The 26,046-nt window shown below is 66.5% G+C and carries 19 protein-coding genes and 1 tRNA gene; 11 read left to right on the top strand and 9 right to left on the bottom strand.

Features of this window, described 5'->3' with window-relative positions; genetic code table 11:
• Window positions 1-49 precede the first annotated feature (49 nt).
• Genes hisN through RIL96_RS11525 form a run of 4 tightly spaced genes read right to left on the bottom strand, consistent with a single transcriptional unit; the run spans window position 50 to window position 4,141 of the window.
• Window positions 50-889, bottom strand: coding sequence for a histidinol-phosphatase (gene hisN / locus RIL96_RS11540; protein ID WP_310549174.1), 840 nt, complete (start codon window positions 887-889; stop codon window positions 50-52).
• Complete coding sequence (rsgA, locus tag RIL96_RS11535) at window positions 886-2,082, bottom strand: ribosome small subunit-dependent GTPase A (protein ID WP_310549173.1); 1,197 nt, start codon at window positions 2,080-2,082, stop codon at window positions 886-888. Before rsgA ends, hisN begins: the two co-directional genes overlap by 4 nt.
• A complete protein-coding gene (gene aroA / locus RIL96_RS11530) occupies window positions 2,082-3,497 on the bottom strand; it encodes a 3-phosphoshikimate 1-carboxyvinyltransferase (RefSeq protein ID WP_310549172.1) in 1,416 nt (471 codons plus the stop codon). The genes rsgA and aroA overlap by 1 nt, the downstream gene beginning before the upstream one ends.
• A gap of 8 nt (window positions 3,498-3,505) precedes the next feature.
• Window positions 3,506-4,141 (bottom strand): DoxX family protein, encoded by a 636-nt coding sequence (locus RIL96_RS11525; RefSeq protein WP_310549171.1) that lies wholly within the window; start codon window positions 4,139-4,141, stop codon window positions 3,506-3,508.
• 254 nt (window positions 4,142-4,395) lie between these two features.
• On the opposite strand from RIL96_RS11525, the gene RIL96_RS11520 reads away from it, so the two are divergent.
• Both RIL96_RS11520 and rsrA read left to right on the top strand, forming a co-directional pair.
• Entirely contained in the window at window positions 4,396-5,046 is a 651-nt protein-coding gene (locus RIL96_RS11520; RefSeq protein WP_310549170.1) for a sigma-70 family RNA polymerase sigma factor, read from the top strand.
• Window positions 5,043-5,354 (top strand): mycothiol system anti-sigma-R factor, encoded by a 312-nt coding sequence (gene rsrA, locus RIL96_RS11515; protein ID WP_310549169.1) that lies wholly within the window; start codon window positions 5,043-5,045, stop codon window positions 5,352-5,354. Before RIL96_RS11520 ends, rsrA begins: the two co-directional genes overlap by 4 nt.
• Before the next feature lie 173 nt (window positions 5,355-5,527).
• Here rsrA and RIL96_RS13380 read toward each other — a convergent pair whose 3' ends face one another.
• The 3 genes from RIL96_RS13380 to RIL96_RS11505 form a co-directional block, all read right to left on the bottom strand.
• Window positions 5,528-5,602 (bottom strand): 50S ribosomal protein bL37, encoded by a 75-nt coding sequence (locus RIL96_RS13380; protein WP_374761887.1) that lies wholly within the window; start codon window positions 5,600-5,602, stop codon window positions 5,528-5,530.
• A gap of 102 nt (window positions 5,603-5,704) precedes the next feature.
• Window positions 5,705-6,304 (bottom strand): GDSL-type esterase/lipase family protein, encoded by a 600-nt coding sequence (locus RIL96_RS11510; RefSeq protein WP_310549168.1) that lies wholly within the window; start codon window positions 6,302-6,304, stop codon window positions 5,705-5,707.
• Window positions 6,305-6,442: 138 nt separating this feature from the next.
• Entirely contained in the window at window positions 6,443-10,387 is a 3,945-nt protein-coding gene (locus tag RIL96_RS11505) for a multifunctional oxoglutarate decarboxylase/oxoglutarate dehydrogenase thiamine pyrophosphate-binding subunit/dihydrolipoyllysine-residue succinyltransferase subunit (RefSeq protein WP_310549167.1), read from the bottom strand.
• A gap of 322 nt (window positions 10,388-10,709) precedes the next feature.
• Here RIL96_RS11505 and guaB1 point away from each other — a divergent pair, with 322 nt between their 5' ends.
• The 6 genes from guaB1 (at window position 10,710) to RIL96_RS11475 (ending at window position 17,918) form a co-directional block, all read left to right on the top strand.
• Window positions 10,710-12,203, top strand: coding sequence for a GMP reductase (gene guaB1, locus RIL96_RS11500; protein WP_310549166.1), 1,494 nt, complete (start codon window positions 10,710-10,712; stop codon window positions 12,201-12,203).
• A gap of 188 nt (window positions 12,204-12,391) precedes the next feature.
• Window positions 12,392-13,783, top strand: a complete 1,392-nt coding sequence (locus RIL96_RS11495) for a hemolysin family protein (protein ID WP_310549165.1) — start codon at window positions 12,392-12,394, stop codon at window positions 13,781-13,783.
• Window positions 13,783-14,889, top strand: a complete 1,107-nt coding sequence (locus RIL96_RS11490) for a hemolysin family protein (protein WP_310549164.1) — start codon at window positions 13,783-13,785, stop codon at window positions 14,887-14,889. The genes RIL96_RS11495 and RIL96_RS11490 overlap by 1 nt, the downstream gene beginning before the upstream one ends.
• A gap of 215 nt (window positions 14,890-15,104) precedes the next feature.
• Window positions 15,105-16,130: a metal ABC transporter solute-binding protein, Zn/Mn family gene (locus RIL96_RS11485; protein WP_310549163.1), complete on the top strand. Its 1,026-nt coding sequence runs from the start codon at window positions 15,105-15,107 to the stop codon at window positions 16,128-16,130.
• A complete protein-coding gene (locus RIL96_RS11480; RefSeq protein ID WP_310549162.1) occupies window positions 16,123-17,025 on the top strand; it encodes a metal ABC transporter ATP-binding protein in 903 nt (300 codons plus the stop codon). Before RIL96_RS11485 ends, RIL96_RS11480 begins: the two co-directional genes overlap by 8 nt.
• Window positions 17,022-17,918, top strand: coding sequence for a metal ABC transporter permease (locus tag RIL96_RS11475; protein WP_310549161.1), 897 nt, complete (start codon window positions 17,022-17,024; stop codon window positions 17,916-17,918). Before RIL96_RS11480 ends, RIL96_RS11475 begins: the two co-directional genes overlap by 4 nt.
• Window positions 17,919-17,935: 17 nt before the next feature.
• Here RIL96_RS11475 and RIL96_RS11470 read toward each other — a convergent pair whose 3' ends face one another.
• Complete coding sequence (locus RIL96_RS11470) at window positions 17,936-18,367, bottom strand: Fur family transcriptional regulator (RefSeq protein ID WP_310549160.1); 432 nt, start codon at window positions 18,365-18,367, stop codon at window positions 17,936-17,938.
• A 158-nt stretch (window positions 18,368-18,525) separates the two neighbouring features.
• On the opposite strand from RIL96_RS11470, the gene RIL96_RS11465 reads away from it, so the two are divergent.
• Entirely contained in the window at window positions 18,526-18,957 is a 432-nt protein-coding gene (locus tag RIL96_RS11465; protein WP_310549159.1) for an HIT family protein, read from the top strand.
• A 64-nt stretch (window positions 18,958-19,021) separates the two neighbouring features.
• Here RIL96_RS11465 and hrpA read toward each other — a convergent pair whose 3' ends face one another.
• Complete coding sequence (hrpA, locus tag RIL96_RS11460) at window positions 19,022-23,116, bottom strand: ATP-dependent RNA helicase HrpA (protein ID WP_310549158.1); 4,095 nt, start codon at window positions 23,114-23,116, stop codon at window positions 19,022-19,024.
• Between the two features lie 165 nt (window positions 23,117-23,281).
• On the opposite strand from hrpA, the gene RIL96_RS11455 reads away from it, so the two are divergent.
• Both RIL96_RS11455 and RIL96_RS11450 read left to right on the top strand, forming a co-directional pair.
• On the top strand, window positions 23,282-24,322 hold the full coding sequence (locus tag RIL96_RS11455) for an ABC transporter substrate-binding protein (protein WP_310549157.1): 1,041 nt from the start codon (window positions 23,282-23,284) through the stop codon (window positions 24,320-24,322).
• A 106-nt stretch (window positions 24,323-24,428) separates the two neighbouring features.
• Window positions 24,429-24,512: transfer RNA gene (locus RIL96_RS11450), tRNA-Leu, on the top strand.
• Window positions 24,513-26,046 lie beyond the last annotated feature (1,534 nt).

The raw sequence follows: 26,046 nt of genomic DNA, 5'->3' as shown, positions 1-26,046 counted from the left end.
CCTCGGTGGCCTCCCCGAGAAGACAGGGCACTGACCTCGGCGCTCTCATTCACTGCTCGGCGCCAGGCTCCTGCGCCCAAGGGGTCGGATCATCCGGTGCCAGGCGCGAGAGCACAGCCTCATGCAGCAGGCCGTTGGTGGCCACCGCATCAGCCCCCGAACAGCCCTCCTCGCCGTCGAGCGAGGTGAACCGGCCACCGGCCTCCGTGACGATGGGCACCAGTGCGGCCATATCGTAGAGCTCCAGCTCCGGCTCGGCCGCGACGTCGACGGCACCTTCGGCGACCATCATGTACGACCAGAAATCACCGTAGGCGCGGGTCCGCCAGACCGCGTCAGTGAACTCCAGGAAGTTCCGCGAACGGCCCCGCTCCCGCCAGCCGTCCAGACTCGAATACGAGAAGGAGGCATCGGAGAGCTCAGAGACCTTCGAGACCTCCAGCTGGGTGGCCTTCATCAGATTGCGCCCGGTGTAGGCGCCGCCGTCCTTGGCCGCCCACCACCGGCGGTTCAGCGCCGGAGCACTGACCACACCCATCACCGGCTGGCCCTCTTCCACCAAGGCGATGAGCGTGGCCCACACGGGCACGCCGCGCACAAAGTTCTTCGTCCCGTCGATCGGGTCGATCACCCACCGGCGCGGCCCCGACCCCGTGGAGCCGAACTCCTCACCGTAGATGGCGTCCCGCCCGCGGGCCCGGGTCAGATGCGCGCGGATCGTCTCCTCGGCGCCTCGGTCGGCCGCGGTGACCGGGGAGAGATCCGGCTTGGTCTCCACCTCGAAGTCCATGGCGGTGAAGGCCGCCATCGTCTGCGCATCGACGGCATCGGCGATCGTATGCGCCAGCCGGAGGTCCTCGGTGTAGGGGCTGGTCATGTGCTGGGTCATGTGCCCAACCCTAGCCGCTTCTCCCGCGCGCCCTCATCTGCACCGTTCAATGACCCCAGCAGCCCGCGCAGCGAGGCCAGTCGGGCCGGCCCGTGCGCCCCCGCCCGGCCAGCGGTGACCCAGGAATCGAGGGCGCAGCCGCCCTCGGGGGATTCATGCAGGCAGCCTGGCTCGCAGTCCACGGAGCCCTCCACCAGGTCTTCGAAAGCGGCGAGGACGTCATCGGGGCTGACATGGGCCAGGCCGAAGGAGCGGACACCGGGAGTGTCGATGACCCAGGACCGGCGTGCCGTCTCGACGTCGAGGTCAGCATCCGGCTCCAGATGCAGGGCCACCGCCGACGAGGAGGTGTGCCGGCCCCGGCCGGTCACCGCGTTCACGCCTCCGGTGGCCCGGTCCGCCCCGGTCAGCGTGTTGACCATCGTCGACTTCCCCACACCGGAGTGACCGATCATCGCCGTGACGGAGCCGGCGAGCAGCCCGCGAAGCTCCTTCACGGCGGCGGGGTTCAGCCCCGGGTCCGGCTCAGTGCCTGCTCCGGGGCCGGCGGCTCCGAGCGCGGCTGCCCCGGGGTCGGCTGCTCCGTCGCCGACGCGACCGGAGATCACCGTGCGCAGGCTCAGCTCCGCGTAATGGGTCACCAGCCCCGCCGGATCCTGCGGGTCCTCGGCGAGGTCGGCTTTGGTGATCAGCAGGATCGGCTCGATCTCCGCGTGGTAGGCGGCCACCAGGGCCCGGTCGATGAACCCTGTCCGCGGTGTCGGGTCGGCCGCAGCGACGACGATCAGCAGCCGGTCCGCATTGGCCACGACGACACGCTCGGCATCATCGGTGTCATCCGCCGAGCGGCGCAGCAGCGTGGAGCGTTCCTCGATCCGCACTAGGCGGGCCAAGGTGCCCTCCTCGCCGGAGGTGTCACCGACGAGCGCGACCACATCGCCCGGGACCACCGGAGTCCGGCGCAGCGCCTTGGCCCGCACAGCGCTGACCACATGGTCAGTCGCCTCGGCGGGGGACCCAGCGGGGGAGTCGAGCAGGACGGTGTACCGGCCCCGATCCACCGTGACCACGCGGCCGAGCTCCGCATCGGCATAGCTCGGGGACTCCTTGGTCCGGGGCCGTGAGCCGCGCTTATTGGGGCGGACGCGGACATCGGATTCGTCGAACTCCCGGCGGGAGGCTTGTGGGCCCATCAGTGCGTCTCCGCACTCTGCGCCACCAGCTCGCTCCAGAGCTGCGCGAACGTCGGCATCGTCTTGGCCGTACAGGCGATGTCCTCGATCTCCACACCGGACTGGCGCAGGCCGATCACCGCCGCGAAGGTGGCCATCCGGTGGTCCGCATAGGAGCGCACCGTCGCGCCCTGGGTGACGGGGGAGAGGATCCGCAGACCGTCCTGTGTCTCCTCCGCCTCAGCGCCCAGCCGTCGCAGCTCGGTCACCAGTGCCGCTATCCGGTCGGTCTCGTGCCCGCGCAGATGCGCCACCGAGGTGAACGTCGTCGGGTCCTGGGCCAGTGCTGCCAGTGCCGCGACCGTCGGGGTCAGCTCTGCGGTCCCGTCGACGGTGCCGGGGGAGAGCACGCGGGGGTGCCCCTGCTCGTCCCGAGCGCCGCGCACCGTCAGGGTCACCGTCTGGCTGGAGGAGCCGGCCGTCGTTTCCGGAGTCGTCATGACCTCGGCGCCGAACTGCGGCAGCAGCTGCTGCCAACGGCGGCCGATCTGTGTGGACTCCACCGGCCATCCGGGTACCGACACCTCTCCGCCGGTGGCTGCGGCCGCGGCCAGGAACGGCCCGGCATTCGAGAGGTCCGGTTCCACCCGCACCGTGAAGGCACGCGGGCGGCCCGGGGAGACGCGCCACCGCCCCGCCACGGAGTCATCGACGACGACGCCGACCTCGCGCAGCACCTGCACCGTCATCGCCACATGCTCCAAGGAAGGCACCTGGGCGCCGGTATGCCGCAGCGTCAGCCCCTCGGGCATCAGCGGTGCGGCCAACAGCAGCCCGGAGACGAACTGCGAAGACCCTGAAGCATCGACGGCGATCTCACCGCCGCGCACACCGCCCTGCGCATGCACGGTGAACGGCAGGGTGTCAGGGAAGCCTCCGTCAGGAGCAGCAGGATCCTCGATCCTGACTCCGAGGGCGCTGAGCCCGTCCAGCACCGCGGCCATGGGCCGTATTCGGGCTTCGGGGTCGCCGTCGAAGTCCACCATGCGCCCGGTCAGTGCGGCCACCGGGGGCAGGAAACGCATCACCGTGCCGGCCAGGCCGCAGTCGATGCTGACCGCGGGCAGCTCCCCGGGACCGTCCTCGGCCACCGGGAGCGGAGTGATGCGCACCGCCGGCTCTCCGGTGTCCTCCCAGTCTTCGATGTGCTCTACGCGGGCGCCGAGAGCCCTCAGCGCCTGCAGCATCAGGCGGCTGTCCCGAGAATCCAGGGGATTGACCACAGTGCTGGGCCCGTCGGCCAAGGCCGCGAGCAGCAGATGCCGGTTCGTCAGCGACTTCGAGGCCGGGACGAGGACACGTCCACGCACCGGTGCCCCCGCCCGCGGACTCGGCCACGGATTCGGGGGCACCGGTGCTGCAGACTCGCTGGTCACGGCGCGGCTCAGGAGTCCACCTGCTTCTCGGCCTCCTTGACTGCCTGCTTGATGGAGCGCTTGGCGTCACGCTCGGCCCGCTTGAAGGCCTTCGAAGCGTCCCGCTCGAAGGCCTTGGCGGACTTCACGGCGTCATCGCCGAGGTCCTCAGCCCATTTGATGGTCTTGTCACGGAAGGCCGTGCCGTTCTTCTTCATGTCCTTGGCCAGGTGCTCCGCGCGCCAAGACAGTGACGGCTTGCCGGCCAGATCCACTGAGGCGATCTTCAGCCCGCCCAGAATGGAGAGATTCTTCAGCAGCGTGGCCCGCTGCGTCTGCAGGTCGCCGACCTTGTCCAGCTGGGCACCGCGGTACTCCACGTAGGTGTTGACCAGCTGGACTCCGGAGAGCACGCAGGCGGAGAAGCGCGGGAACTTCCCGATGGCCAGTGCCGCACCGGCGGCGACCTCCACGCCGCCGAGCAGCTGCGCTGTGCGCTGCGGGCTCTTCGTCAGCTGCTCGGCCTGCGGCAGCACAGACTCGATCTCCTGCAGCGAGGACTCGAGCTTATCGCCGGCCTCCTCGGAATGACGCAGACGGTCGATGCCCTCTGCGATGAAGGCAGCACCGAGCAGCGGGCGAGCGATCTTGCGGGTCAGAGACATGTCATCCTCCTGTGGCGGTTCCGGTGCGACGGCCATGCCGCCCGGCGGACCTGCAGTGCGGTCTGCCGGTGGGCTGACGTGCGACGTCACCCGTGGGGCAGAGTGCATGTGAGCGGAGTCCGCTCGACAGGCGTCCGATGAACAATCTACCCAATCAGGCGGCTGACGGGAATCAGCGGGGCGGCGTTGTCGTTGTCCAGACCATGACGATCACGGCAGAGGCCGAGACCACAACGCGCGTAGACTCTTCTGTGATGGAAGATCGTGCAGTCACCGGACAAGATGACACCGGACAGGACACCGGCGAGCGGGTCGACGTGAAGGCGGAGACCGACGCTCAGCGTCGCCTGCGCTTCGAGCGTGACGCGATGCAGTACGTGGACCAGCTGTACTCGGCGGCGCTGCGGATGACCCGGAACCCGCAGGACGCCGAGGACCTCGTCCAGGAGGCCTACACGAAGGCCTACTCGGCGTTCCACCAGTACAAGCCCGGCACCAACCTCAAAGCCTGGCTGTACCGGATCCTGACCAACACCTACATCAATATCTACCGGAAGCGGCAGCGCCAGCCTCAGCAGGCCAACACCGAGCAGGTGGAGGACTGGCAGATGGCCCAGGCCGCCGAGCACACCTCCACGGGGCTGCGTTCGGCAGAGGCCGAGGCGCTGGATCACCTGCCGGATTCGGATATCAAGGACGCTCTGCAGCAGATCCCCGAGGAGTTCCGTCTGGCGGTGTACTTCTCCGATGTGGAGGGCTTCGCCTATAAGGAGATCGCCCAGATCCTCGATATCCCGATCGGCACAGTGATGTCCCGGCTGCACCGCGGCCGCAAGCTGCTGCGCGGGCTGCTCACCGACTACGCGCGTGATCGAGGCTTCACCAAGCAGGAGGCTGAGGCATGAGTGAACAGAACATCAGTGCGGCCCAAGCCGTCGAGGCGTGCTGCGGCGGCACCGACACTACGGAGAATGAGGTGCGTTTAGAGCGCATCTATCACTATCTCGACGGGGCGCTGAGCCGCCATGAGATCGACGAGGTCCAGACCCATCTCGATGAGTGTCCGGAGTGCTCCTCGGCCTATGACCTCGAGTGCATCATCCGCACAGTGGTGCGTCGGTCCTGCGTGGAGCGGGCGCCGGAGACGCTGAAGGTGACGATCATGGAGCGGATCAGCGCCATCCGGGTGGAAGCCGGGCACAGCCGGGACTGAATCCCGGACCTTCGCTCGCCCCTGGTCGGCCCGCTCCGCACTTCACCTCGACACACCGACACACTGAGGCCCCCGCTGAGATGTTCAGCGGGGGCCTCAGTGTCTTGTGCGCCGTGCAGGCGCCGTCGGAGGATTCGGCTGCGCCGGTGACCTGGATCAGCCGGTCACCTGGATCAGGTGTTGGGGCGCTTGCCGTGGTTGGCGTTCCTCTTCCGACGGTCCCGGCGCTTACGTCCGCGCTTACCCATGAGGGACTCCTTTCGTCGATCGGAGATCAGCATACCGATCCGCAGGGTGCTCCTGCGACTCAGCCGTCATACCCGGGGTAGGGGTATGACGGCAGGTGATGATCAGGTGGCCGGCTCGTGCATCTTCAGCCACTGGTACCAGCCGCGGTGGAGCACCAGCCAGGCGATCAGGCCGTAGCCGGCCTGGCCGGGTCGCCCATCGTTGGCCGCCAGGTCATGACGCCACTGGGCGTGATCGACCAGCGGCGTGTAGGTGTCCACATAGACGTGTGAGCGGCGCATCGCCACATCCTGGTAGGCGGCGTTGAGCTCAGAGATGCGCTGGTTCCGCTCCGCGTCGAGCGTGGGGATAGGCCCCACCACCAGGCACCGGATGCCCTCCTGGGAGGCGCGGTCCAGGATATTGGCCAGATGCAGCCGTGACCGCGCCGAGCTCGAGGGACCGTCAAGGTCGGCATCGTTGAGCGCGACGACCAGATGGTTCTCCGCCGAGTCCGAGAACCGGGGCCGGGCCTCAGCCTGCCAGCGGTGGGACAGAGCCTCGACGCCCTCCTGGGGCATCGCGAGCACGTAGTCCTCCAGATGCACGGTCTCACGCGGTGTCTTGGCGAGCACCCGGCCCCACCAGCCCAGGGCGCGCGGATCGCCCACACCGGTGAGCAGCTCATTGCCGACGGCGACGATTCTGATGCTGCGATCCACCTCGTCAGGTCCTCTCTTCGTGATACTGGGATGCGACGGCACCCGCGCTGCGGTGTGCCGTCGCATCCTTTGACAGTACTCTCGACGTTACCCCAGGCGTGAGCCGGCCGACGTGCGGCCCGCCTCAGGGCCTCGAGGTCACAGATCCAGGTGCGGGAAGGCCTGCTCCAAGAGGGTGTCGAGCTCCTTGGCGTGGCGCTTGGCCTGCCCCACCGACGTCGCCGCCGACTCCGCCCGCGAGATCAGGTCCAACTCCTGGGTGAGCAGCGGCAGGAAGTTCACGAACATGAACGGCCACGGCCCCTGGTTGAACGGCTCATCCTGGGCGTAGACGAACTCAGCGTCCTGAGGGTAGGAGTCCAGCTCAGCCTGCAGCTCCTCCACCGGCATGGGGTAGAGCTGCTCCAGCCGGACGATCGCCGTGGTCTCGTCATTGTGCTTGGCGCGGACCGCCTCGAGATCATAGTAGAGCCGTCCCGAGACGATCAGCACCCGCTTGACCTTGGACTTGTCCACAGTGGAGTCCCCGATGACCTTCTGGAAGGTGCCCTCGGTGAAGTCCTCCACCGTGTTGGCCGCGGCCTTCAGGCGCAGCAGCTGCTTCGGAGAGAACACGATCAGCGGACGCCGCGGGCGAGCCACCGCCTGGCGGCGCAGCAGATGGAAGTAGTTCGCCCCGGTGGAGGGGATCACCACAGTCATATTGTTCTCTGCGCAGAGCTGCAGGAACCGCTCGGGACGTCCCGAGGAGTGGTCCGGGCCCTGACCCTCATAGCCGTGGGGCAGCAGCATGACCACTGAGGAGCTCTGGCCCCACTTCTGCTCCGCGGTGGCCACGAACTCATCGATGATGGTCTGGGCACCATTGACGAAGTCACCGAACTGGGCCTCCCAGAGCACCAGGGAGTTCGGGTTCTCCACGGAGTAGCCGTACTCGAAGCCCAGCGCCGCGAACTCCGAGAGCAGCGAGTCATAGATGAACAGACGGCCCTGATCCTCGGTGAGGTTCTTCAGCGGGTACCACTCGTCGCCGTTCTCACGGTCATGGAAGACTGCGTGACGCTGCACGAAGGTCCCGCGCCGGGAGTCCTGACCGGACATGCGGACCTCGGTGCCCTCCATCAGCAGCGAACCGAAGGCCGCGATCTCGGCGAAGCCCCAGTCGATGCCGCCCTCGCGGGCCATCTTAGCCCGCTTCTCGAGCAGGGACTTCAGCTTCGGGTGAGGAGTGAAGGACTCCGGGATATTCGTGTGGACTTCACCGATATGGGCCAGCGTCTCCGCCGAGATCGCTGTGTCGTCCTCGGACCGGCTGGGACGCTCGGACTCGCCGTCACTGGCCGTCGGGGCCAGGGCCCCGGAACTCTCCCCGACAGTGGGCACCGGCTGGGTCTGTGCCGCGTTGGTCTCGGTGAAGACCCGCTCCAGGCGCTGACGGAAGTCCTGCAGCGCCTGATCCGCCTCTTCCTGGGTGATGTCACCACGTCCGACCAGGTTCTCGGTGTAGAGCTTGCGGGTCGAGCGCTTCGCCTCGATGAGGTTGTACATCTTCGGCTGGGTCATCGAGGGGTCGTCGCCCTCGTTGTGACCGCGGCGCCGGTAGCAGACCAGGTCGATGACGACGTCCTTGTTGAACCGCTGCCGGTAGCGGAAGGCCAGATCGGCCACGCGGGCGACAGATTCGGGGTCATCACCGTTGACGTGGAACACCGGTGCCTGGATGGCCAGGGCCATATCCGTGCAGTACGTCATCGAACGCGCCGACTGCGGAGCGGTGGTGAACCCGACCTGGTTATTGACCACCACGTGGATGGTGCCGCCGGTGCGGTACCCGCGCAGCTGGGACAGGTTCAGTGTCTCCATGACCACGCCCTGACCGGCGAAGGCGGCATCGCCGTGGACCAGCAGCGGCAGCACGGAGAAGGAGTTCAGACTGTCCGAGCCGCGGTCCAGGCGATCCTGCATCGCGCGGGTGACGCCCTCGAGCACCGGGTTGACCGCCTCCAGATGCGAGGGGTTGGCCGCCAAGTACACCGACGTCGAGTTGCCTCGGTCCGAGGTGAACTCACCCCGGGTGCCCAGGTGGTACTTCACGTCACCGGAGCCGGTGCCGAAGTCGCGGCCTTCGAACTCGCGGAAGATCTGGGCGTAGGTCTTACCGGCGATATTGGCCAGCACGTTGAGCCGTCCGCGGTGCGCCATGCCGATGGTCACCTCGTCGAGGCCCTCATCGGCAGCCTCGGAGAGGATGACGTCCAACAGTGGGATCAGCGACTCGCCGCCCTCCAAGGAGAAGCGCTTCTGCCCGACGAACTTCGTCTGCAGGAACGTCTCGAACGCCTCGGCGGCGTTGAGCCTGCCCAGGATCCGGAACTGCTCATCGCGGGAGGGCTTCTCGTAGGGGTGCTCGATCTCATCCTGGAACCAGCGCCGCTCCTCCGGCGACTGGATGTGCATGTACTCGATCCCGGTGTTGCGGCAGTAGGTGTCGCGCAGCACGCCCAGGATGTTGCGCAGCGGCAGGCTCTGCTTGCCGCCGAAGCCGCCGGTGGGCCAATCACGATCGAGATCCCAGAGTGTCAGCCCGTGGGACTCGATCTCCAGGTCCGGGTGGTCACGCATCCGGTATTCCAGCGGATCCGCCGAGGCCATCAGGTGGCCCCGTTCGCGGTAGGCGTGGATCAGCTGCTGGATCCGGGCGACCTTATTGATCTGCTCTTCCGGGTTGACCTGGATGTCGGCCGACCAGCGCACCGGCTGGTGGGGGATCCGCAGCGCCTGGAAGATCTCCTCGTAGAAGCCGTTCTTGCCCAGCAGCAGCTCGTGGATGGTCTTCAGGAACTCACCGGAGCCAGCCCCCTGGATCACCCGGTGGTCATAGGTCGAGGTCAGCGTGATGACCTTGGAGACGGCCAGCTTGTTCAGCGTCTGCTCCGAGGTGCCCTGGAACTCCGCCGGGTACTCCAGCGCGCCCACACCGACGATGCAGGCCTGTCCCTTGGACAGCCGCGGCACCGAGTGCACGGTGCCGATACCGCCGGGGTTGGTCAGTGAGACCGTCGTGCCGGCGTAGTCGTTGGGGGTGAGCTTATTGTCCCGGGCACGCTTGACGACGTCGTCGTAGCCGGCCCAGAAATCGGTGAAGCTCATCTCCTCGGCGGCCTTGATGTTCGGCACCACCAGGGCGCGGCTGCCGTCGGGGCGGGGCATATCGATGGCCAGCCCGAAGTTCACGTGGGCCGGCTGCACGGCCACGGGCTTCTCGTCCTGGACGTCATAGGTGACGTTCATCGACGGGTGGGCACGCAGCGCCTTGAGCATCGCGTAGCCGATGATGTGGGTGAAGGAGACCTTGCCACCACGGGTGCGGCGCAGGTGGTTGTTGATGACGACGCGGTTGTCGATCAGCAGCTTCGCCGGTACGGCACGGACCGTGGTGGCCGTGGGCACGCTCAGCGAGGCATCCATATTGGCGGCGATGGCCTTCGAGATGCCCTTGAGCTGGGTGACCTGGTCCTGCTTCTGTTCGCTGGGCTCGTCGGTCGATGCCGGAGCCGGCTCCGAGGGGATGGGCTTGGTGCCCGAGCCCTTGGACCGGCGAGTGGAGGGCTTCTTCGGGGCCACGGGCTTGGCCGCGGAGTCTTCACCGGCCTGGGTGGACTGCGGGGCCGACTTCTTCGACGGCTTCTCCGAGTCGGGGCGCTGGGCGGCATCGGGGTCCGCCGGGGTCGCGGTGTTCGGCGTGGTCTCCTTCGCCGAGTTTGATGAGCTGGCCGAACCGGCTGAGCCGCGGGAGGACTGCTGCTTCTGCCCGCTCTGCTTCTCGGCCTCCTGCGAGGACTTCTGCTCGGAGGCCTGCGTGGCTGCGGCCTCCTTCTTCGACGACTCCTGTGTGGCGGAGCTCGCCGCGGATCCAGCATCCGAGGAGGAAGCCGTCGACTCACCTTCGAGTTGACGGAAGATGTCTGCCCACTTGCGGTCCACGGATTCGGGATCGTCCTTGTACTTGTCGTACAGGTCTGCGACCAGCCATTCGTTTCCGGGGAATTCCTCCGCAAGCCGAGTGGACGTTAGATCTGGCACGTTGGATACGCCTCTTCCATTGTGTGTTCTCTCAGAATTCCCGCGGATCCGCTGTCCGGTGAGGCGGGCCGGAGGCCCGTCGTGCAGGGCAGCGGACCCATCGGGCGCATGAGGGCAACGAGAGGGCGACTCCGCCCCTCGGCCGCAGACCGCAGACGGTCCTGACGATCCCTTGCGCTCATCGCTCTAAGCATAGTGACTGAAGAGTCGTGACCGCCACCGCACGCGGTATCGTGTCTGGCGGTATCGTGTCCGATCGTCCGGGCCCGATCGAGAGGTGCCTGCGCACATACCCGCCGACGAAGAGGTGTACCGCACCGTCATGCAGTTTCTGAACGAGCCCACCACGGACCTCACATACTCCGATGTGTTCCTGGTCCCCTCACGCTCTGAGGCGATGTCCCGCACAGACGTGGACATCGCCCCCGATGACGGCACCGGGGCCCAGATCCCGCTGGTCTCAGCGAATATGACGGCGGTGACCGGCCGCCGCATGGTCGAGACCATGGCCCGCCGCGGCGGACTGGGGGTGTTGCCCCAGGATGTGCCCTCTGAGGTGGTCCGCCAGGTGATCTCCCGGGTCAAGTCCGCCCACCGAGTCTTTGAGACCGCGCTGCGGGTGGCCCCCGGGGACACCCTGCTCGACGTCCTGCACCTGTTGGACAAGCGCAGCCACCCGGCCGTCTGCGTGGTTGACGACGAACACCGTCTCGCCGGTGTGGTCTCTGCGGCGGACTGCCAGGGGCTCGACCGGTTCTCCACGGCCGGCTCAGTGATGCGGATGCCGCAGGTCCGCTTCACCGAGGAGGAGCTGGGCTTGGCCGACGGCGCCGGGCTCGACGCGGCCAGGCTGCACGAGGGCCTGGAGCGCGCCTTCACCCAGATGGACGCGCTGGGTGCCGACTTCGCACCGGTCACCGCCGCTGACGGGCGGCTGGCCGGGGTGCTCACCCCGCGCGGCGCGCTGCGTTCGACGATGTACCGCCCGGCACTCGACGACGACGGCGCCCTCCGGGTGGCCACCGCTGTGGGCATCAACGGCGACGTCGCCGGGCGTGCGGAGACACTCCTGGAGGCCGGTGCCGATGTGCTCGTCGTCGATACCGCCCACGGCCACCAGCGCAAGATGTTCGACGCCCTGCAGGCGGTCCGCCGCGTCGTCGAAGCCCACGGCCGTGCGGTGCCGATCGTCGCCGGCAATGTCGTGACCTCCTCCGGCGTGCGGGATCTGCTGGAGGCCGGTGCCGATATCGCCAAGGTCGGAGTGGGCCCCGGAGCGATGTGCACTACCCGGATGATGACCGCAGTGGGACGGCCGCAGTTCTCCGCGGTCTTGGAATGCGCCGCCACGGCGCGTGAGCTCGGCGGGCGTATCTGGGCCGACGGTGGAGTGCGGCATCCGCGCGATGTCGCCCTGGCCCTGGCCGCCGGTGCCTCACAGGTGATGATCGGTTCCTGGTTCGCCGGGACCTATGAATCACCCGGGGACCTGGTCGTCGAGCCGGACGGCCGCCGGTATAAGGAGAGCTTCGGGATGGCTTCTGCGCGTGCGGTGCAGCACCGGACCGCTCAGGAGGACGCTTTCGCCCGGGCGCGCAAGGGACTCTTCGAGGAGGGCATCTCCTCGTCGAAGATGTACTTGGACCCCGCGCGCCCCGGTGTGGAGGACCTGCTGGACACGGTCACCGCGGGGCTGCGCTCCTCGATGACCTACGCCGGAGCCGAGGATCTCGGCGCCTTCCGTGATCGTGCGGTGGTCGGCGTGCAGTCGGCGGCCGGATACGAGGAGGGCAAACCGGTGCCCACGACGTGGTGAGCCTTCTGTGGTGAGCTTTCTGCGCTGAGGCCTACGTGGTGATCTCTACGTGGTGAGCTGGTGCCGCTGCCCCGGCGCAGGTTAGGATCAGTGCTCTGATGGAGTATCGACAACCGGTCTCGGACCGTTTCGCAGCAGCCCCGTCCCTCATCGGCGCACCCTCGGACTCCAGGGGGTGCGGTTCCTAGGTGGAGTTCCTTCTTCTGGGAGTCGGTTTCCTGCTGATCCTCGGCACCGGTTTCTTCGTCGCCGTCGAATTCTCGCTGGTGGCCCTGGACCAGCCCACGGTGCAGCGGGCCATCGACGAGGGCGACACCGGCTCGGTGCCGCTGATGAAGTGCCTGAAGTCGTTGTCCACTCAGCTCTCTAGCTGCCAGCTGGGCATCACCCTGACCACTCTGTTGACCGGGTACGTCGCCGAGCCGGCGCTCGGCTCCCTGCTGGCCGGTCCCCTGGAGACCCTGGGGGTCCCGGATGCGGCGGCCGGGGCGGTCTCGCTGGTGGTGGCGATGGTGATCGCGACGATGGTCACGATGATCATCGGTGAACTGGTGCCGAAGAATATGGCCATCGCCATCGCCTTCCCGCTGGGCCGGGCACTGGCCCGGCCGCAGCTGCTCTTCACCGCGATCTTCCGCCCAGCCATCGTGCTGCTCAACGGCTTCTCCAATAAGGTCCTGCACCGGTTCGGCCTCGAGGTCAAAGAGGAGCTCTCCGGCGCGCGGACCCCGGAGGAGCTCTCCTCGATGGTGCGCCGTTCGGCCATGCTCGGCACCCTCGACGAGGGCACCGCGACCTTCCTGGACCGTACCCTGCGCTTCTCCGAGCAGACTGCCGCCGATGTGATGACGCCGCGGCCGCGGATGGCCAGCATTGAGGCCGACGCCCCGCTGACTGATCTGATCGACTTGGCCCGCCGTACTGGGTACTCGCGTTTTCCGGTGCTCGGGGACTCGGTGGACGATGTCCGCGGCGTCACCCACGTGAAGAAGGCCGTGGCCGTGCCGCGGCATAAGCGCAGCGGGCTGGTGGCCGCGACGGTGATGTCTGAGGTGGTCCGTGTGCCCGAGACCATCCACATCGACGGACTGCTCTCGGATCTGCGTGCGGCTCCGCTGCAGATGGCCGTCGTGGTCGATGAATACGGCGGCACCGCCGGGGTGCTGACCCTGGAGGATGTGGTCGAGGAGATCGTCGGTGAGGTCGCTGACGAGCATGACCGCATCGCCCCGGGGGTGCTCCAGTCCCGAGCCGGTGATTGGTACTTCCCCGGGCTGATCCGCCCTGATGAGGTCAACGCGCAGATCCTGGTGCTGCAGATCCCCGATGACTCCGCCTATGAGACGGTCGCCGGGTATGTCCTGGACCAGCTCGGCCGCATCGCTGCCGTCGGTGATGTCGTCGAGGTGCCGGGGGGCACTCTGGAGGTCGTGGCCGTCGACGGACGGCGCATCGATCGGGTACGTTTCGTCCCCGACCAGGAGGCACAGCGTGCCGCGGTGCAGGCGGCCCAGGAGCGTGCGCGCCGTGCCGCCGAGGAGCGGGCCGAGCATGCGGCCAAGCAGGCAGGTGAGGCCTGATGGGTGAAGACCTGATGGGCATCGTCTGGCTGGTGGTGCTGCTGTTCGGCAACGCCTTCTTCGTCGGCGCGGAGTTCGCGGTGATGAGTGCCCGGCGCAGCCAGATCGAGCCGAAGGCCGAGGCTGGTTCCTCACAGGCGAAGACGGCGCTCTACGCGATGGAGCATGTCTCGCAGATGCTGGCGATCGCCCAACTGGGCATCACCGTGTGTTCGCTGCTGATCCTGCAGGTCTCAGAGCCGGCGATCCATCACCTGCTCACGGACCCGCTGACCGCGATCGGACTGTCTCAGGCCGTGGCCTCGGTGACCGCCTTCACCATCGCCCTGCTGGTGGTCTCCTTCCTGCACGTGACGCTGGGGGAGATGGTGCCGAAGAACTTCGCCGTGTCCGTGGCGGACCGCGCGGTGCTGCTGCTGGCGCCGCCGCTGGTGTTGCTCTACCGCATCCTGCTGCCGATCATCTGGGTGCTCAACGTCACCGCGAACCTGGTGCTGCGGCTGTTCCGGATCACCCCGCGTGATGAGGTGGTCTCCACGTTCACGCTGGAGGAGATGCAGTCGATCGTGGCTGAGTCCACGCGCGGGGGGACCGTCGTCGACGAGTCCGGGGTCATCGCCGGGGCGCTGGAGTTCTCCGACTACACCGCCGAATCGGTGATGGTGCCGATCCAGGATGTGGTCTCACTGCCCAATGACGTCACGCCGAAGCAGGTGGAGAAAGCGGTCGGGCGCACCGGGTTCTCCCGGTTCCTAGCCGTCGACGGTGATGGTGATTTCGACGGTTATGTCCACCTCAAAGACGTGATGACGCTGCCGCAGTCCCATTATGAGGACCCGTTGCCGTACACTGCGGTGCGCTCATTGGTGAATATGGCGCCGGAGGATGAGATCGAGGACTGCCTGGCGCGGATGCAGCGTACCGGCTCCCATCTGGCCCGGGTGCTCCACGCTGATGGGCGTACCCTGGGCATCCTCTTCCTGGAGGACATCTTGGAGGTGCTGATCGGTGAGATCCACGACGTCACCCAGTCCCGGGACTCCCGCCGTCGCCACCGGGTGGAGGAACAGGTCGAGGAGCCGGTGGAGGGACACCTCGAGGAGTAGTTCGGGCCGGTGCCCCCTTGAGAAAATGTTGAGATTTGTTCTCAACAAGCAGTGGGCGTAGCCTGAGTCCCATGCCATCGCTGCCCATCCCGCAGGCAACTGCCTCCACCCGTCCGTCCCGCCTGTCCCACGGCCGCTGCGCCGGGCGATTCTTGGCCGGTCGATTCCTGGCTGGTCGATTCCGGGCTGGTCGACCCCTGGTTGGTCGACCTCCGGTGGGTTCGTCCGTTCGGCCCACGGGCCGAACTGCCGTCCGGGGCCTCGGCGCCCTGTCGGCCGCGGTGCTGGCGCTCACCCTCACCGCCTGTGACGACGGCGACGCCGCAGCGACTTCGGAGGGTGACGGGGAGATCACAGTGGTCGCCTCCACCGATGTCTACGCCGACCTCGCCGCCTCGGTGGTCGGGGACCGGGCTGAGGTCGAGGCGATCGTCGATGACGCCGCCGTCGACCCTCACTCCTATGAGGCGACCCCGCAGGACCGCCTGCGCGTGGAGCAGGCCGATGTCCTGATCGCCAACGGCGGCGGCTATGATCCGTTCCTCACCGACCTGGCCAGCTCCGCCGGCCGTGACGAGGCTGTGCTTCGGCTCATCGAGGGCGAGGGCAGTCATGCCCACGATGATGAATCCGCCGATGAGGACGAGCACCGTGATGAAGACGACCATGATCACGAGCACGACGGCGATGAGACCGAAGACGGGGAAGTCTACGAGGACGAGCACGTCTGGTATGACCTGGACCAGATGCATGATTTCGTCCTGGACTTCGCCGAGCATATGGCGCAGCTCGATGAGGACCACGCCGAGGACTACCGTGCCGATGCCCAGCAGGTGGCCGAGGAGATCGCCGCGCTGAGTGAGCGCGCCGAAGAGGTCCAGGCCGATGGGCTCAGCTATCTGGCCACTGAGCCGGTCTCCCAGCATCTGCTGCAGCATATGGGTTTCGACGATGCCACCGACCCCCAGTTCCTCGCTGCCGTCGAACACGGCGATGACGTCTCCCCGCGACTGCACCAGCAGGCCTTGAGCACTGCGTCTTCCGGGCAGATCGACCTGCTCGCCTACAGCATCCAGACCGAGACCTCGCAGTCCCGGGCCGTGCGGGCCGAGGCCGAGGACGCCGAGGTCCCCGTCCTGGAGTTCAGCGAGACGATCCCCGAGGACTACGGCAGCTACACCGAATGGATGAGCGCGAACATCGAGGCTGTCGAGGCCGTGGTGGAGGAGACTGATGAGTGAGCCCGTCCTGTCCCTGAGCACAGCCGGGATCGGGTTCCACGGGCGCACCCTCTGGCGCGAGTTAGACCTGGACGTCGCACCCGGTGAGTTCCTCGCCGTGCTGGGCCCCAACGGGGCCGGGAAATCCACGCTGCTGAAAGTGCTGCTGGGATTGCAGCGCCTGGATACCGGCACGGCCACCATCGAGGGCCGGCCCGCCCGCCGCGGTTCCCCCCGCGTGGGCTACATTCCCCAACAGGCCACCATGGCCGCGGAGACTCCGCTGCGTGCCCGGGACATGGTGGCCCTCGGCCTCGACGGCCACCGGTACGGCATCCGATGGCACCGGCGAACCATGCGCCGGCGAGTCGATGCGCTGCTGGAGAAGGTCGGAGCCACCGACTACGCCGATGTCCCCGTCGGCCTGCTCTCCGGTGGGGAGCAGCAGCGGCTGCGCGCAGCCCAGGCCCTGGCCTCCGAACCGGCGGTGCTGCTGTGCGACGAGCCTCTGCATTCGCTGGACCTGCACCATCAGCAGGCGATCACCGCGCTCATCCAGGAGCAGACGCAGGCGGGTACGGCGGTGGTCTTCGTGACCCACGAGATCAACCCGGTCATCGACTCGGTGGACCGGGTGCTCTACATGACCCCGGAGGGACACCGGATCGGCACCACCGCTGAGGTCATGCGCTCCGAGGTGCTCAGCGCCCTCTACGGTGCCCCCATCGACGTCTTGGAGCACCGTGGTCGCCTGGTGGTGATGTCCCAGCACTTCGAGGGCCACCACTGCGCCCCCGGCCACCCGGAGCCCTCGGTCCAGGCTCCGGAGGACCCCCGAGTGGGCGTGGGCCCCCATGTCCACGACGACGACCACCGCACACACCGGGAGAACCACCGCGACGGGGAGGTCCGATGATCGAGCAGATCCGCAGCTCCTTCACCCTCGAGGGCTATTGGGAGCTCTTCGACCTGGTCTCCAACTCGGTGATCACCGCCGGTGTGCTCGGTCTGATGGGCGGGGTGATCGGTGTGTTCATCATGCTGCGTCGCACGGCGCTGGTGGTCCACGGCATCGCCGAGATCTCCTTCGCCGGTGCTGCACTGGCCCTGCTGATCGGCCTCGACGTCGTCGCCGGTTCTGCTGTGGGTGCGGTGATCGCGGCCGCGCTGATCGGGGTGCTCAGCCTGCGGGATAAGGACGTCAGTGCCGTCACCGGGGTGCTGATGCCCTTCGGCCTCGGGCTGGGAATCCTGTTCCTCTCCCTGTATCAGGGACGTTCGGCCAATAAGTTCGGGCTGCTGACCGGCCAGATCATCGGCGTCGACGATATTCAGACCCGCACCCTGGTCACCGGGGCGGTGCTGATCACCGCTGTGCTGGTGGTCATCTGGCGTCCGCTGATGTTCGCCTCAGCGGACCCTCAGCTGGCTCGGGCTCGGGGGATCAGCGTCAATGCGCTGTCCATCGGCTTCATGGTGCTGCTGGGTGCGGCGGTGGCCATGTCTGTGCAGATCATCGGTGCCCTACTGGTGCTGGCCCTGCTGGTGGTCCCGGCGGCGGCGGCGCTGCGGGTGACCTCGCATCCGAGCTCCGCAGTGCTGCTGTCCATGGCGTTCTCGGTGCTGGCCTCCGTCGGCGGGATCATGCTCGCGATCACCGGCACTATCCCGATCAGTCCCTATATCACCACGATCTCCTTCGTGATCTACGTGATCTGCCTGCTCATCGGCCGCGGCAGGGGACGACGGCAGCGGCCGCAGGTCCAGAGGCGGCGGCCGACGGCTGAGCCTGAGCAGTCACCGGTGTAGGTGCAGCGGCTGGGGTTTCAGGCGGAGCAGTCCGCGCAGAGCCCGAAGACCTCCAGGGTGTGGTGCTGTTCGGTGAAGCCGTGTTCGGCGGCGAACTGTGCCGCCCAGGCCTCGATGTCCGGGGCGGCGAACTCGACGGTCAGCCCACAGCTGCGGCACACCAGGTGATGGTGGTGCTCCTGGCGCTCGCAGAGTCGGTACACCGCCTCGCCGTCGTCAGGGCGCAGCACATCCACACTGCCTTCCTCCTGGTGGGCTTGGAGGATGCGGTAGACCGTGGCCAAGGAGACCTGTTCTCCGCGCTCGCTGAGCAGCCGGTGCAGGTCCTGAGCGCTGATGAAGTCCTCCAACGCGCTCAGTGCCGCCCAGACAGCACGTTTCTGCCGCGTACTCCGGCCGCGCGGTGCGGGCTGAGTCGACGAGCGTTCGGCGTCAGACTCCTGGTTCATCCTGGTGCTACTCCCCGGTCAGAGGTGCTGGATCGGCTGGTGTGTGTGCCCCGGGCGGGCCGATTCAGACTATCAGCGTCACCTGTGCCAGGTACGATCGCAGCAGGGACGATGTCCCCGCACCAGGCAGCGGCCGCAGGCCCGGAAGGAACACATCTATGAGCACTGTCTTCACCAAGATCATCGACGGAGAGCTGCCCGGGCGGTTCGTCTGGCAGGACGACACCTGCGTGGCTTTCCTGTCGATCGCCCCGCTGGCCTACGGCCACGCCCTGGTGGTGCCGCGCCAGGAAGTGGATCGGTGGACCGATGCTGACCCGGAGCTGGTCGCCCACCTGATGCGGGTGGCCCACCGGATCGGCAAGGCCGAGGTCGAGGCATTCGGCTCACAGCGTGCCGGGTTGGTCATCGCCGGCTATGAGATCGACCATCTCCACGTCCATGTGTGGCCCTCGAACTCCATGGCGGACTTCGACTTCGGCCAGGTCATCGAGGATCCGGACCCGGCCCGCATGGATGAGGCGGCGGAGAAGCTGCGGGTCGCGCTGCGGCTGATGGGCGAAGCCGAGCACGTGCCGGCTGAGGGCTGAAGGCCAACAGAGGGTCAGAGAGCCAGGGGTCAGAGAGCCGCAGGGGTCAGCGGGAGACCAGTGATCAGCGGGAACCTTGACGGATCGCGCGACGGATACGTTTCGGTGAGACCGTCTGCGCGGTCCCCAGCTGCTGGGCGAAGAGATTGACCCGGTACTCTTCCAGCATCCACTGCACCGCCGCCAAGGCCCCAGGTACGGGGCGTTGGTCGGGCACCGCCTCCACCGCGGAGTCATATTCATCCTCCAGCTGCTGGACCGAGGCCATGTCAGTGGTGTCTTTGGTGACTCCCTGGCCGGATTCCAGCCGGTCCAGCCGGATGTTCATGGCCTGGAGGTACCGGGGCAGGTGGCGCAGCTGATCGAGCCCGGTCTCGGTGACGAATCCGGCGCGCACCAGTTGGCCGAGCTGGGCCTGCATATCAGAGACTGCGGCGGCCAAGGCCTGGGAGGTCACGGACTGCAGCCGGGAGGTGAGCTCCGCGGCGGCCGAGAGCACCTGTGCCACGGTGTGGGTCAGCTGCAGCACGGTCTCGATGAGCTCGGCGCGGGCATGCCGGGAGACCTCCTCGAAGGCCGCGGCGGTGTGCGGCAGTTCCTGCGGCACCAGGTGCTCCAGGGCCGCGGTGGTGCAGTCGGCGACCAAGGACTCCACCGTCCCGTGCGGTGAGTGACTGAAGGCCAGGCGCTCGCGGGGGGAGAGGTGCTCGATCACATAGCGTTGGGGTGAGGGCAGAACCTCGCGCAGCAGGGTGACGATCCCGCTGCGGTGGCGCCGTCGCTGGTCCTCCGTCGAGTCCAGGATCAGGCACCGGACCCCGGTGTCGCCGTCGGGCACCAGGGCCGGGTATCCGGTGACGTGGCGCCCGGAGACCTCAGTAGTCAGCTCGGTCGGGAGATCGCCGAAGGTCCAGGAGGTCTGGTGCCGCTGATCCGGCACCGCCGTCGGAGGAGGCCCCGGCTGGGGTCCAGTGGAGGGCTGGCTCAGTGAACGTCCGATGGCCTGCCGGTTCGTCTCGGCGTGACGCAGCTGCAGTTCGGTGAGATCTCGGGAGGTGTCGAGCACCCGGCCCTTGTCGGAGACCACGGCGAAGGTGAACCCCAGGTGCGTCGGCACGGCGGCGTCGGTGAGGATCTGCGGATCGACGACGACGCCGCGCAACCGCTGCAGCACTGCTGCCAGGGATTCGCTGAACGAGTCCCGGTAGGGCTCAGCCTCGTGCTCCAAGGCGGCGCGGGCCTCGGCTGCGACGTCGGGGGCCGGGACGAAGTTGCGGCGCAGCTGTTTGGGCATGGCACGGATCAGCGCGGTGATCAGTTCGGTGCGCAGCCCGGGGATCAGCCAGGCGAACTGTTCGGGGTGCACCTGATTGAGGAACACCACCGGGATACGTACGGTCACCCCATCACCGGTGCTGCGAGAGGTCGGGTCGAATGCGTAGCGCAGATCCAACTGCAGTCCGTCGAGCTCGAGCTGCTCCGGAAAGTCCCCGACGTCGAGAGTCTCGGCCTGCTGGGTATACAGATGCTCATCGGTGAGGTCCAGCAGCTCCGGTGTCTGGTGCCGGGCCTTCTTCCACCAGGCGTCGAAATGCCGCTGGGAGACGATCGTCTCGGGGATCCGGGCATCGAAGAAAGCGAGAAGCTCCTCATCGGAGGCTTGGAGGTCCCGGCGGCGAGTCCGGCTCTCCAGTTCTTCGAGGTCCTGGAATCTCCGGCGGTTCCGGGCGTCGAAGTGGTGACGGGTCTTCCACTCGCCATCGATGAGGGCCCGCCGGATAAACTCTTCCCGTGCGCCGGCGCGGTTGATCTTTCCGTAGAGGACGGTCCTGTCAGCGATGACGGGCACACCGTAGAGGGTGACCTTCTCGGTCACGACGGCAGCGCCCTTTGAGGCTGACCAGCGGGGTTCGGAGTGCTGGGTCTTCACCAGGTGGGGTGCCAGCTGCTCGATCCATGCCGGGTCGATCCGGGCCACGGTGCGGGCCCAGAGCCGGGAGGTCTCCACCAGTTCCGCGGCCATGACCCAGTCGTGCTGGCGTTTGAAGAGCCCGGAACCGGGGAAGACGGCGAAGCGGGTGCCGCGTGCGCCCTGGTAGTCCTTCGTCTTCGGTACGAAGAGCCCGATATGGCTCAGCAGTCCGGCCAGCAGCGACTGATGGACTGCCGTGTGCCGGCCGGCGGGGTCCACCGGCATGCGCCGAGAGGAACTGCGCTGAGATGAGTTGCGCGGGGGTGAGCTGTGCAGGGATGAGCTGTGTGGTGAGGAACTGCGGCCTGATCTGCGCGAAGAGCCGCGGCGACGCTCAGTCAGCTCGGCGTCGCGGGCGAGGTCGGTGAGCTGGACGACGAGGTCCTGCCATTCACGGACCCGGAGGTAGTTCAGGAACTCGCGGCGGCACAGCCGTCGGAACTGATTGCCCGAGAGCTCCTGTTGCTTCTCCACCAGGTAGCGCCAGAGGTTCAGCAGTGCGGAGAAGTCTGATTCGGTGTCCCGGAAGCGGCCGTGGAGCTCATCGGCCTGCTGGCGCTGTTGGGTGGGACGTTCACGGACGTCCTGGATGGACAATGCGGCCACCAGGACGGTGATCTCCTCCAGACATCCGCGGTGGGCCGCCTCGACCATCATCCGGCCCAGACGGGGGTCGACGGGCAACTGGGCCAGTTGCCGGCCGATCCGCGTGATGGTGCCCTTCGGTGCCTTGCCGCTGCCGGAGTGCAGTGCGCCGAGTTCGGTGAGCAGCCGGACGGCGTCGTTGACTGCCTTGGCATCAGGGGGCTGGACGAAGGGGAAGTCCAGCAGCTCTTCAGGTGTGCGGGTGATGCCCATCGAGGACATCTGCAGCAGCACGGAGGCCAGAGAGGTGCGCAGGATCTCCGGGTCGGTGAACTCCGGGCGGGATTCGAAGTCTTCTTGGGAGTACAGGCGGATGGCGATGCCGGCAGAGGTGCGGCCTGATCGGCCGGAGCGCTGGTTGGCGCTGGCCTGGGAGATCGGCTCGATGGGCAGGCGTTGGACTTTGGTGCGGGTGGAGTAGCGGGAGATGCGTGCGGTGCCGGTGTCGATGACGTAGCGGATGCCCGGCACGGTCAGGGAGGTCTCTGCCACATTGGTGGCCAGGACGATGCGGCGGTTCTTGCCGGGGGAGAAGACCCGGGTCTGCTCGGCCATGGAAAGCCGGCCGAAGAGGGGGAGGATCTCGGTGCCGCGGAGCCGCCGGTGGTTTCTGACCGTCTCGGTGAGGGCGTCGGCGGCGTCGCGGATCTCACGTTCACCGGGGAAGAAAATGAGGATGTCGCCGTCGGGTTCTGCGGCCAGTTCGTCGACGGCATCGCAGACGGCGTCGATCATGTCCCGTTCCTGGGCGGGGGCACCGGGATCACCAGACGCACGGGAACTGTCGGATTCCCGCGGTTGTGCGCCGGGGGTGTCGGCGTCGTCGAAGTCGTGGGATTCGTCGTGGATCCCTGAGTCTTCCGGGTTCAGCGGTCGGTAGCGGATCTCCACCGGGTAGGTGCGTCCGGAGACTTCGATGATGGGGACGTCGTCGTGGTCGGCTTCAGTGCCCTGAGCTGGGTCCTGTTGGGCGCTGAAGTGGGTGGCGAAGCGTTCCGGGTCGATCGTGGCGGAGGTGACGATGACCTTCAGATCGGGGCGTTTCGGCAGGATCGATTTCAGATAGCCGAGGATGACGTCGATGGTGAGGCTGCGTTCGTGGGCCTCGTCGATGATGATCGCCGAATAGCGCCTCAGCAGCGGGTCCCGGCGGATCTCAGCGAGCAGGATCCCGTCAGTCATGAGCTTGACGTCAGTGGAGGCTGATACTTCCGAAGTGAAGCGGACCTGGTAGCCGATCCTCTCGCCCAATGAGGTGTCCAGCTCTTCGGCGAGACGCTCGGCGACTGTGCGGGCGGCGAGCCGTCGCGGCTGGGTGTGGCCGATAGTGCCTCGGGTGTGGATGCCCAGTTCCAGCAGCATCTTCGGCAGCTGGGTGGTCTTGCCTGAGCCGGTCTCCCCGGCGACCACGACGACCTGGTGATTGCTGATGGCCTCCAGCAGTGTCTGCCGTTCGGCGACCACCGGGAGATCCTGCGGGTAGTTCAGCTCCGTGACGGTGTACGTCGGGCGGTCAGCGGGCGCGGGCGAAGTCTCAGGCATGACGTGGACGAGTCTAGCGGTGTGGGTGACCGCGGAGCGTGACACGGAGCCCAGCCGGTGGGTGGAGCGCGATGGCGGGTGTGCCGGGCGTGGAAGAATAGTCGGCACTTCGGGTGAGCGGTGCCACCCGGGGTTGCTCGCACTTGTTGATGAAGGGAATCTGCTGTGTCTGACCGTCGTGTGTCTCCTGTTCTGCGATTTGGGCTCCCCGCCGCTGCGGCGGCGCTCGTGCTGACCTCCTGCGGTGACAGTGGGGGAGAGGATCAGGGGACGGAGGAGGATCCCTACTCGATCGGCATTGCCCAGCCGGTGGAGCATCCGTCGTTGGATGCCACACGCGAAGGGTTCAAAGCCGCGTTCGAGGAGGCCGACGTGGCGGTGGAGTGGACCGAACGCAACGCACAGGGCGATGCAGCGACGGAGTCCACAGTGGCGGGCCAGTTGGCGGAGGGGGACCATGACCTGCTGGCGACGATCGCGACGTCGCAGTCCCAGCAGATCGTGACCGCGACGCAGGGCGAGGACACCCCCGTGCTGTTCATGGCGGTGACCGAGCCCGAAGAGGCCGGGCTGGTGGACTCCTGGGAGGAGCCGGGGGCGAATGTCACCGGTCTTTCGGATCTGAACCCCGTGGAGGAGCAGCTCGGGCTGATTACTGAGGCTGACCCTGATGTGGAGACGATCGGCATCCTCTACGCCTCCGGGGAGGTCAACTCTGAGGTGCAGGTGGAGCTGGCGCAGGAAGCCTCGGAGGAGCTCGGTGTGGACATCGAGACCTCCACGATAACCAACTCCTCCGAAGTGCAGCAAGGGGTGGAGTCGCTCTCCGGTGTGGACGCGATCTGGATTCCCACTGACAACGTGGTGGTCTCCGGTCTGGAGTCGGTGATCAGCTTCGGCCGCGACCAGCAGATTCCGGTGTTCTCCGCCGACGGCGACTCCGTGGCCCGGGGGACGATCGGCTCCTACGCGGTGGACTACGAGGCACTGGGTCAGCAGGCCGGTGAGATGGCGCTGCGCATCCTGGAAGAGGATGAGGAACCGGGGCAGATGCCGGTGGAGACGCTTGATGACGTCCAGCTGTACCTGAATCCCGAGGCCGCTGAGCAGATGGGGCTGGAAGTGCCGCAAGAGCTGATGGACTCGGCTGATGTAGTGGTCGGCGAGGACATCGACCCTGAGGATCCGGAGGATGCTGAGGAATGATCTGAGGAGCGTGTCCGGGGTCACTGTGAGTCGATTATGCGTGCCCAGAGATCTGTGGCTAAGATGGACTCCGTTGTTCTCCGGTCTGACCGGAACGGACACGCCCGCGCGAGTGGCGGAATAGGTAGACGCGCTGGCTTCAGGTGCCAGTGCCTTCACGGGCGTGGGGGTTCAAGTCCCCCCTCGCGCACAGCAGGGAAACAGGCCCTGACCTGGGAGTTTAGGCTCCTGGGTCAGGGCTTTTCCTGTGTCATGGGGCGAGATATGGGGCAAGGACCTCTTAGCTCTCTCTTGCTCTCTGGACGGACTTAGGGCGCGGCATCCATTTGCCCGCGCGAGGGCCGCTGTATTCTAGATAAACTGTCGCAAGCTCTCACCAGACGCCGCACGCGTCCCACAAAGGAGGAGACTAAACCGATGGCCACCTTAATCGGTTCTCCTGGAAAGGCCTCCAGTTTCCGGTACGAAGCGGATCTAGTGGCGTCTCTTAGAGACGCTTTGCCTCGACTTGCTTTTCGACACGAAGCTCGGTCCCCTGTACAGGTATTTACAGAGGTACCTGCAGTCCAAGGAGTCCCGGATCTAGCTGGTGTGAGGTTTATCGAGCAGAATATAGCCTTGCGCCATCAAGCAGACGTGCGGCCGCTATCCAGCGACGTAGAAGTTCGCACAGTAATGGCACTCGGCCATGACGTACTCGATGTTGCCGAGCTGGCTTATCGCACTCAAACCTCCCGCACGTACATGAGGCGTGCCATCCTCCCATTGCTTCGTGACCTTGGGTGGGTCGTCTTAGAGGCTGACAATCTCATCTATCGGCGCCCCGAAGCTGTGTGGGTCGGACGTAGAGTTGTAACGGTAGAAGCAAAACTAAAAAATTGGCAAGCAGCCTTATCGCAAGCACGCCGACAGAAGCATTCCGCGGATGCGGCTTTTATTGCACTAGACGCGACGAAAGCGGGCCCAGTGGGCCAATATCTTGATGAGATAGCACGATCTGGAATCGGCGTTATTTCGGTCGATCGCAAGTCATGTCTGTCTAGCGTTTTGGTTCGCCCAGAACGTCAGCACTCAAGCCATCTCGAAGTGGGAAAGAATCTGCTGGCGGAGCGGTGCTTGGACATGCTCCAGCGGGGCACCAAGGAAGGGAAGATCTATCCGGTATTTGGAGAAATTCCTCCCTCTAGCTCAGGAGACCCTGCCACAACCCTAGGTGACTAGGGCGGTTGATGCCGTTCAACTGCTCTGCAGGAGACAGTTCATTCAGGAATGCCCGTGCCTGACGTACGAGGCGGTCCGCCGCCACATGAGGTTTACGGTGCGTGAGTTGCGCGCTGAGCGCGCCCGTGCTCGCTACATAGTGCAGGCCCGCTAACTCATGCGAGTGACCGCGGTTCTCCATCTCTTCAAGGAAGGGTGTACGCAACTCGTCATGTCTTAGATCCGACCGGATTCGTAGATATTCACTGTGCTCCATTGTGTGCAGGAGCATGGTGTCGAAAATACGAGGAATCCGTGGTGGAGCAGGGGTACCTGGGCGCCTTGCGATGGCACGCTCTCTTGCAAAAGCTTGCTCTGGCCATGACATGCCAGTTGAGAAGCCTGCAGCCCCTATGGCTGAAGCAATCCACCCCGTCAGACCTGAGTTCGGGAGGTAAAGTCTCTTCTCTTCTGAACCGTCCTGGGTTTAGTTCCGAGATTTTGGTGCGGACTCGGTCCGCTGT

It is taken from the genome of Nesterenkonia aerolata (assembly GCF_031470965.1).
Classification (GTDB): domain Bacteria; phylum Actinomycetota; class Actinomycetes; order Actinomycetales; family Micrococcaceae; genus Nesterenkonia; species Nesterenkonia aerolata.
The sequence above is the reverse complement of the archived record's forward strand: the minus strand, read 5'-3'. Positions and strand labels throughout refer to the sequence as shown.